The organism is Actinophytocola sp., from assembly GCF_035712165.1.
Lineage (GTDB): Bacteria > Actinomycetota > Actinomycetes > Mycobacteriales > Pseudonocardiaceae > DASYTH01.
In genome coordinates, this window is the sequence record NZ_DASTBH010000259.1 from 1 (window position 1) to 6,957 (window position 6,957).

Consider the following 6,957-nt stretch of genomic DNA (forward strand, 5'->3'; position numbering starts at 1 on the left):
ACCGGCGGGTGCGCGGGGTCTCCGGCGGCGCGCACGGCCAGCCGGGTGCCGCCGGCCCCGGCGACGAACAGCGTCTCGCTCACTTGATCGCGGACATGCTCTTCCACTTCTCCCACGAGAACAGCCAGTCGTTCACGTCGGAGGTGGTGGGCATGTTGGCCTGCGAGCCGGTGACCTCCACCGGGTCGCCGATCAGGGCGCTGTCGAAGAAGGCCTTGGCGTCGGGCTCGAACAGGTTGACGCAGCCGTGCGAGCTGTTCACCTTGCCGATGTTGGCGTGGTTCTCCTCGTTCTCGTGGATGTACTCGCCGTGGTTGGAGATCCGCAGCGACCACTTCTTCTTGACGTTGGTGTAGCCGTACTGCGGGTTGGAGAAGTCGCCGATCGGCTCCTTGCTCATGATGATCATGGTGCCGTTGGGGGTGTTCAGGTTCGGGTCACTGTCCTTGCCGTTGCTCGACGGGTAGGAGGCCACCTGGGAGCCGTCCCGGTACACGACCATCTGGTGGTCCGGCGTGTTGATCTTGGTGACCTGGTTGCGGCCGACGGTGAACTTCGTGGACAGGTCGGACCGGCCGAACGCCCCGTTGCCGTAGGGCACGCCGTAGAGCTTCGCGGTCACCGTCACGGTGATGTTCGCCGGCCAGTACTCCTTGGGCCGCCAGTCGACCTGCCGGTCGGACAGCCATCCCCAGGAGCCCTCGACCTCACCCTTGGACGTGGTGACCGACAGCGCCTTCTGCACCGCCGCCCGGTCCTTCGGCGGGCTGTCGAACTTGAGGCTGATCGGCATGCCGACGCCGACCGTCGCGTTGTCGATCGGGTTGATCGTGGCCCGCACCTGCTTGTCCGGGTTGACCGTGGTGAAGCTGCCCTTCAACTCCGCGGTGCGGGAGTTGGCGTCGGTGGCCTTGGCGGCGTAGGAGTAGCTCTTGCCGTAGCCGAGCGGTTCGGTGTTGGTCCAGCTCAGCTTGTCGTCGGCGAGCTTGCCGGCGACCTCCTTGCCCTCCGGGCTGGTCAGCTTGACCTCGGTCAGGGTGCCGTCGGTGACGGTGATCCGGACCGGCTCACTGACCGCGACGTCCTTGGCGTTCGCCGCCGGCACCGCCGTGATCTTCGCGTTTGCCGGCTGCTGGCCGTCCGGTCCGGTGGCCGTGCCCGCCGTGGTCGAGGTGCACGCGGTGAGCCCCACCAGCATCGCCGCCAGCGCGCCGATCAACCTGGATCGCACGTCAACCTCCGTCTCCACCAACTGTGACACTGCTAACGACGTCCCACCGCGCCGATGGGTTCACCTACGGGTGCAGGATCGCACTGTGCACACCGCAGTCATCACCGGTGCCAGTGCGGGCATCGGAGCAGCCACCGCCCGACACCTCGCCGAAGCCGGGTTCCACGTCGTGCTCGGGGCCCGCCGGATGGACCGGCTCGCGGCCGTCGCCGGAGAGACCGGCGGCACCGCGCTCGAGCTGGACGTGACGGATCCCGGCTCCGTCGCGGCGTTCTGCGAACAGATTCCAGATTGCCACGTGCTGGTGAACAACGCAGGCGGCGCGCTCGGTCTGGAGCCGGTCGTCGACGCCGACGAGGACCACTGGCGCTGGATGTGGGAGGCCAACGTGCTGGGCACGCTGCGCATGACCAAGGCGTTGCTGCCCAAGCTGATCGCCTCCGGCAACGGGCACGTGGTCACTGTGACTTCCGTCGCCGCGGCCGAAACCTACGACAACGGGTCCGGTTACACGGCGGCCAAACACGCCCAGGGCGCCCTGCACCGCACGCTGCGCGGCGAGCACCTGGCGGATCCGGTGCGGTTCACCGAGATCATGCCCGGCATGGTGGAGACCGACTTCTCCGTCACCCGCTTCGACGGCGACGCCGAACGCGCCGCGAAGGTCTACGCCGGCCTCACCCCGCTGACCGCCGACGACGTCGCCGATGTGATCACCTTCGCGGTGACCCGCCCCGCCCACGTGAACCTCGACACCATCGTCCTCAAACCCCGGGCCCAGTACTCCGCAAGCCGCGCCCACCGCGAGTAGCCACCCAGCCACGGCGAGTCATGGCGCGCCCTCTCAGAGCGTGCAGCCGACCAGGACCGGTTCGGGGTGCAGGGTGATGCCGAAGGTGGTGTGGACGCCGTCGCGGACTTCGCGGGCGAGGGCGAGGAGGTCGGCGGTGGTGGCGTGGCCGCGGTTGGTGAGGGCGAGGGTGTGTTTGGCGGACAGGGCGGCGGGCGCGTCGAGGCCGGGGTAACCCTTGGCGAAGCCGGCGCGTTCGATCAGCCAGGCGGCGGACAGTTTCGAGGCGCCGGGACCGGCGGGGTACTGGGGAATGGGGACCTCGCCGACGCGGGCGGTGATCCGCTGGAGCGTGCCGGGCAGGTCGGGGTCGGGGATGATCGGGTTGGTGAAGAACGACCCGGCGCTCCAGGTGTCGTGGTCGGTGGGGTCGAGCACCATTCCCTTGCCGCGCCGCAGGTCCAGCACCGCGGCGCGGGCGTCGGCCACCGGCACCCGGACGCCCTGCCGCACGCCCAGCGCCCGGGCCAGCTCGGTGTACCGGATCGGGGCGGACAACCCGCCGTCGGTCAGCGCGAACCGCACCCGCAGCACCACCGCCCGGTCGGTGTTCTTCAGCACCGACGTGCGGTAGCCCAGGCCGAGCTCGTCGGCCCGCAGCGTGCGCACCGCGCCGCTGGCCCGGTCCAGCAGGTCGACCGAGATCAACAGCTGCGCCACCTCGACGCCGTAGGCACCCACGTTCTGCACCGGGGTGGCACCCACCAGCCCGGGGATCCCGGACAGGCACTCCAGCCCGCCGAGCCCCGCCTCGACCGTGCCGGCCACCACCGTGTCCCAGTCCTCGCCGGCGTCCACGGTCAGCTCCAGCCGGCCGTCCACACCGTCGATCTCCTGACCGAGGTTGGCCACCCGGACCACGGTGCCGGCGAACCCGTCATCGGCGACCAGCAGGTTCGACCCGCCGCCGAGCACCAGCACCGGCTCGCCGCCGCGGTCGGCGCTGCGCACCGCGGCGGCCACGTCCTCGGCGGTGGCCGGCGCGACGAACCGCGCGGCCGGCCCACCGAGCCGCAGCGTGGTGTAGCCGGACAGCGGCACCGCCGTGCGGGCGTTCGTACCGAGATGCAGGCCGGTCATGGGCTCCAACGGTAACCTCCGCTCCATGCCTACCCGCTTCGAGCACCGGGCGACGTTCTCCGCACCGGCCGCGACCGTGTACGCGACCCTGACCGACCGGGCGTTTCTCGAGGAGAGACTGCGCGAGCTGGGTGGCAAGGGCGCCGAGCTGGTCGAGCACACCCGCGACGGTGACGAGGTGCGGCTGCGGCTGCGGCAGGGCGTGGACGCCGAACGCCTGCCGGGGGTGGTCCGCTCGTTCCTCAAGGGTGACCTGGTGGTGGAGCGGGTGGAGAGCTGGCGTCCGGAGGGCGGCACCGGCCGGGCCACGATCAGCGGCGTGCCCGGCGAGATCGACAGCCGGGCCCGGCTGACCGACCGCGCGGACGGCTCGGAGCTGGTGATCACGGCCGAGGTGCGGGTCGGGATCCCGCTGGTGGGCGGCAAGTTCGAAGGCGTCATCGCCGAGCAGGTCGGCCGGCTGCTGGCCGCCGAGTCGGAGTTCGCCGGGAAATGGCTCGCCGGGCAGCAGTCCTGACATGGAGTTCGTGACCTCGGCGGACGGTACCCGGATCGCCTTCGAGATCTCCGGCACCGGCCCGCCGGTGGTGCTGCTCGGCGGCGCCGGTTACGGAGCGCGGGCCTGGGCCGCGGTGGCCGGCCTGCTCGCGCCGCACCGCACCGTGTACGCGGTGGACCGGCGCGGGCGCGGGGTCAGCGGCGCGGCGACCCCGGAGTACCACACGGCGCACGAACTGGACGACGTGCACGCCGTGCTGGCCCGGATCGGGGAACCGGTCGAGCTGTTCGGCCACTCCTCGGGCGGGCTGCTGGCCCTGCGGGTGGCGCTGGCCGGGGTGGCCCCGGTGCGGGCGTTGACGCTCTACGAGCCGCCGATCCGGGTGCCGGGCGGTGCCGGCGGGCCGCCGGGCACCACCGAGCGGCTGATCGAACTGGTCACCGCGGGCGAGCGGGAGGCGGCGCTCACCCTGTTCATGATGGCCTCGGTCGGCCTGGACGAGCGGCTGGTGACGGCCGCGCGGCGCAGCGCGTTCTGGCCGAACGCGATCACGATGGCGCACACCCTGCCGTACGACACCCGGCTGCACGAGGAGTCCGGCCTGGCCGGGCTGGACCGCCTGGACCTGCCCACGCTGCTGCTGCTCGGCGACCGCAGCGACGAGCGGATGCGGACCGGGGTGACCGCCATGGCGGCCACGATGCCGCGCTGCGCGCTGGCGACGCTGCCGGGCCAGGGGCACAACGCCCTGCGCGAGGCCCCGGATCTGCTGGTCGAACGCGTACTCGCCAATTCGATTTGACGTTGACGTAACGTCAAGTTTTACCGTTGGGTCATGGCCTGGTCGATCGCGCAGGTGGCCCGGATGTCCAAGGTGACGTCCCGGACCCTGCGGCACTACGACCAGATCGGGCTGCTCGCCCCGGCCTGGGTGGGCAGCAACGGCTACCGCTACTACGAGCGGGACCAGCTGCTGACGTTGCAGCGGATCCTGATCATGCGGGAGCTCGGCCTCGGCCTGGACGCGATCGCCGAGATCGTGCACGACGGGCGCGACCAGATCGAGGCGCTGCGGATGCACCACTCCTGGCTGGAGGCCGAACGGGACCGGTTCGGCCGGCTGGCGGCGACGGTGGCCCGCACGATCGATGAGTTGGAAGGAGATGAGAACAAGATGGCGAAGATTCCGGTCAAGCACTGGTTCGAGGGCTTCGACTCGGCCAAGCAGGCCGAGCTGCAGGAGGAGGCCCGGCAGCGCTGGGGCGCCGAGGTCGTCGACGCCGCGAACGAGCGGGTCAAGGACAAGTCCGCGCAGTGGTGGGACCAGCAGGGCGGCCAGTGGCTCGCCACGCTGGAGAAGCTGGTCGAGCTGATCGACGCCGGCAAGGCGCCGGGCGACGCGGAGGTCCTGGACACCGTGGACGGCCACTACCGCTGGATCACCCAGTACTGGACGCCCAACCGGGAGTCCTACACCGGCCTCGGCCAGCTGTACACGGACGACCCGCGGTTCCGGGCCAACTTCGACAAGACCGACCCGCGGCTCGCCGAGTTCCTGCGGGACGCCATGGCGGCGTACGCGCAGGCCCGGTTGTCCTAGGCTGTTCGCCCGTGGACTTCACACAGTACGTCGATCGGCTGAGTGAACAGGGCGACGCCATGCGGGCGGCCGCGGTGGCCGCCGGGCCGGAGGCCATGGTGCCAACCTGTCCCGAGTGGACAGTGCACAAGCTGGTGCGACACATGGCCAGGGTGCACCAGTGGGCCGGGAAAGCCCTCCTCGCCGATCCGGACGGCGAGGCTCCGGCTCCCGACGAGCCGCCACCGGCCTGGGACGAGCTGCTGGGTTGGTGGGATGAGCAGCGCGCCACGTTGCTCGGCCGGCTGACCGAACGCGGCGCGGACGCGCCCGCGTGGACGTTCATCCCGGAACTTTCCCGCACGGCGGCCTTCTGGGCCCGCCGGCAGACCCACGAAACCGCGATCCACCGGCTCGACGCCGAGCACGCGCTGGCCGGCGCCGAGCCGGTGGACCCGCTGCTGTTCGACCCCGAACTGGCCGCAGACGGCCTCGACGAGGCGCTGCGCTGGATGATTCCCCGTCGAATGGCCCGGACCCCGGCGACGGTGTCCGGCACCGTGCTGTTCCACGCCGCCGACGCCGGGCAGGCCTGGCTGGTGCGGGTGCGCCCGGGGCAGCCGCCGGAGGTCGGTCCGGCCGAACCGGGAATGGCCGCCGACGCGTCGGTGGTGGGCACCGCCGACGCGGTCTACCGCGCGGCCTGGCACCGCCCGAGCCACGCGGTCAAGGGCGGCGACCTCACGCTGATCACGGCCCTGCGCACGCCATGACCGCTCCCGGCCGGCGCTATGTGATCACCTTCGGGTGCCCGGACCGGGTGGGCATCGTGGCTCGTATCGCCACGTTCCTGGCCGAGGCCGGCGGCTGGATCGTCGAGGCGGCCTACCACACCGACCCGGCCACCGGCTGGTTCTTCACCCGCCAGGAGATCCTGGCCGAGTCCGTGCCCTACGACCTGGCCGAGCTGCGTGCCCGGTTCGGGGCCGTGGCCGACGGGCTGGCCGTGCAGAGCGACTGGCAGATCGCCGACACCGCCGCCCGCCGCCGAATCGCCATCCTGGTGTCCCGGGAGGGCCACTGCCTCTACGACCTGCTCGGCCGGGTGGCCTCCGGCGAGTTGGAGGTGGAGGTCTCGGCCGTGATCGGCAACCACCCGGACCTGGCCACGGTGACCCGCGCGCACGGCATTCCGTTCCACCACATCCCGTTTCCGCCGGGCGACTCGGAGGAGAAGGACGCCGCCTTCGCGCAGTTACGCCAACTGGTCGACGCCGGCCGCCCGGACGCGATCGTGCTGGCCCGCTTCATGCAGATCCTGCCGGCCGAACTGTGCGCGGACTGGGCCGGCCGGGCGCTGAACATCCACCACAGCTTCCTGCCGTCCTTCATCGGCGCCCGCCCGTACCACCAGGCACACCGCCGCGGCGTGAAGCTGATCGGCGCCACCTGCCACTACGTGACCGCGGAGCTGGATGCCGGTCCGATCATCGAGCAGGACGTGATCCGGGTCGGCCACGAGGACTCGATCCCGGACCTGGTCCGCAAGGGGCGTGACATCGAGAAGGTCGTGCTGGCCCGCGGCCTGCGCTGGCACCTGGAGAACCGTGTTCTGGTGCACGGCAACAAAACGGTGGTGTTCTAGGCTGGGTTGAGTGCGGATCGAGTTCACTGACCTGGACGGGTTGCGGGAGTATCGGGCATCCGGAAACGACCTG

At 71.2% G+C, this 6,957-nt stretch carries 8 protein-coding genes; 6 read left to right on the plus strand and 2 right to left on the minus strand.

Annotation, left to right across the window (positions count from 1 at the left end; genetic code table 11):
* Window positions 1-79 precede the first annotated feature (79 nt).
* Window positions 80-1,198, minus strand: a complete 1,119-nt coding sequence (locus VFO68_RS14630) for a L,D-transpeptidase (RefSeq protein ID WP_325158822.1) — start codon at window positions 1,196-1,198, stop codon at window positions 80-82.
* Window positions 1,199-1,316: 118 nt separating this feature from the next.
* Between VFO68_RS14630 and VFO68_RS14635 the strand changes: the two genes are divergently transcribed.
* Window positions 1,317-2,042 (plus strand): SDR family NAD(P)-dependent oxidoreductase, encoded by a 726-nt coding sequence (locus tag VFO68_RS14635; RefSeq protein WP_325158815.1) that lies wholly within the window; start codon window positions 1,317-1,319, stop codon window positions 2,040-2,042.
* Between the two features lie 33 nt (window positions 2,043-2,075).
* Here VFO68_RS14635 and VFO68_RS14640 read toward each other — a convergent pair whose 3' ends face one another.
* Complete coding sequence (locus tag VFO68_RS14640; RefSeq protein ID WP_325158816.1) at window positions 2,076-3,161, minus strand: UDP-N-acetylmuramate dehydrogenase; 1,086 nt, start codon at window positions 3,159-3,161, stop codon at window positions 2,076-2,078.
* Between the two features lie 25 nt (window positions 3,162-3,186).
* Between VFO68_RS14640 and VFO68_RS14645 the strand changes: the two genes are divergently transcribed.
* The 5 genes from VFO68_RS14645 to purU are packed head-to-tail and all read left to right on the plus strand — an operon-like array spanning window position 3,187 to window position 6,884.
* Complete coding sequence (locus VFO68_RS14645) at window positions 3,187-3,678, plus strand: DUF2505 domain-containing protein (RefSeq protein WP_325158817.1); 492 nt, start codon at window positions 3,187-3,189, stop codon at window positions 3,676-3,678.
* A 1-nt stretch (window position 3,679) separates the two neighbouring features.
* The gene (locus VFO68_RS14650; protein ID WP_325158818.1) at window positions 3,680-4,462 is read left to right on the plus strand and encodes an alpha/beta hydrolase; all 783 of its coding nucleotides are present in this window, start codon (window positions 3,680-3,682) and stop codon (window positions 4,460-4,462) included.
* A 33-nt stretch (window positions 4,463-4,495) separates the two neighbouring features.
* Complete coding sequence (locus VFO68_RS14655; protein WP_325158819.1) at window positions 4,496-5,260, plus strand: MerR family transcriptional regulator; 765 nt, start codon at window positions 4,496-4,498, stop codon at window positions 5,258-5,260.
* A gap of 11 nt (window positions 5,261-5,271) precedes the next feature.
* Entirely contained in the window at window positions 5,272-6,012 is a 741-nt protein-coding gene (locus VFO68_RS14660) for a maleylpyruvate isomerase family mycothiol-dependent enzyme (RefSeq protein ID WP_325158820.1), read from the plus strand.
* Window positions 6,009-6,884 (plus strand): formyltetrahydrofolate deformylase, encoded by an 876-nt coding sequence (gene purU / locus VFO68_RS14665; RefSeq protein ID WP_325158821.1) that lies wholly within the window; start codon window positions 6,009-6,011, stop codon window positions 6,882-6,884. The genes VFO68_RS14660 and purU overlap by 4 nt, the downstream gene beginning before the upstream one ends.
* Window positions 6,885-6,957: the final 73 nt, after the last annotated feature.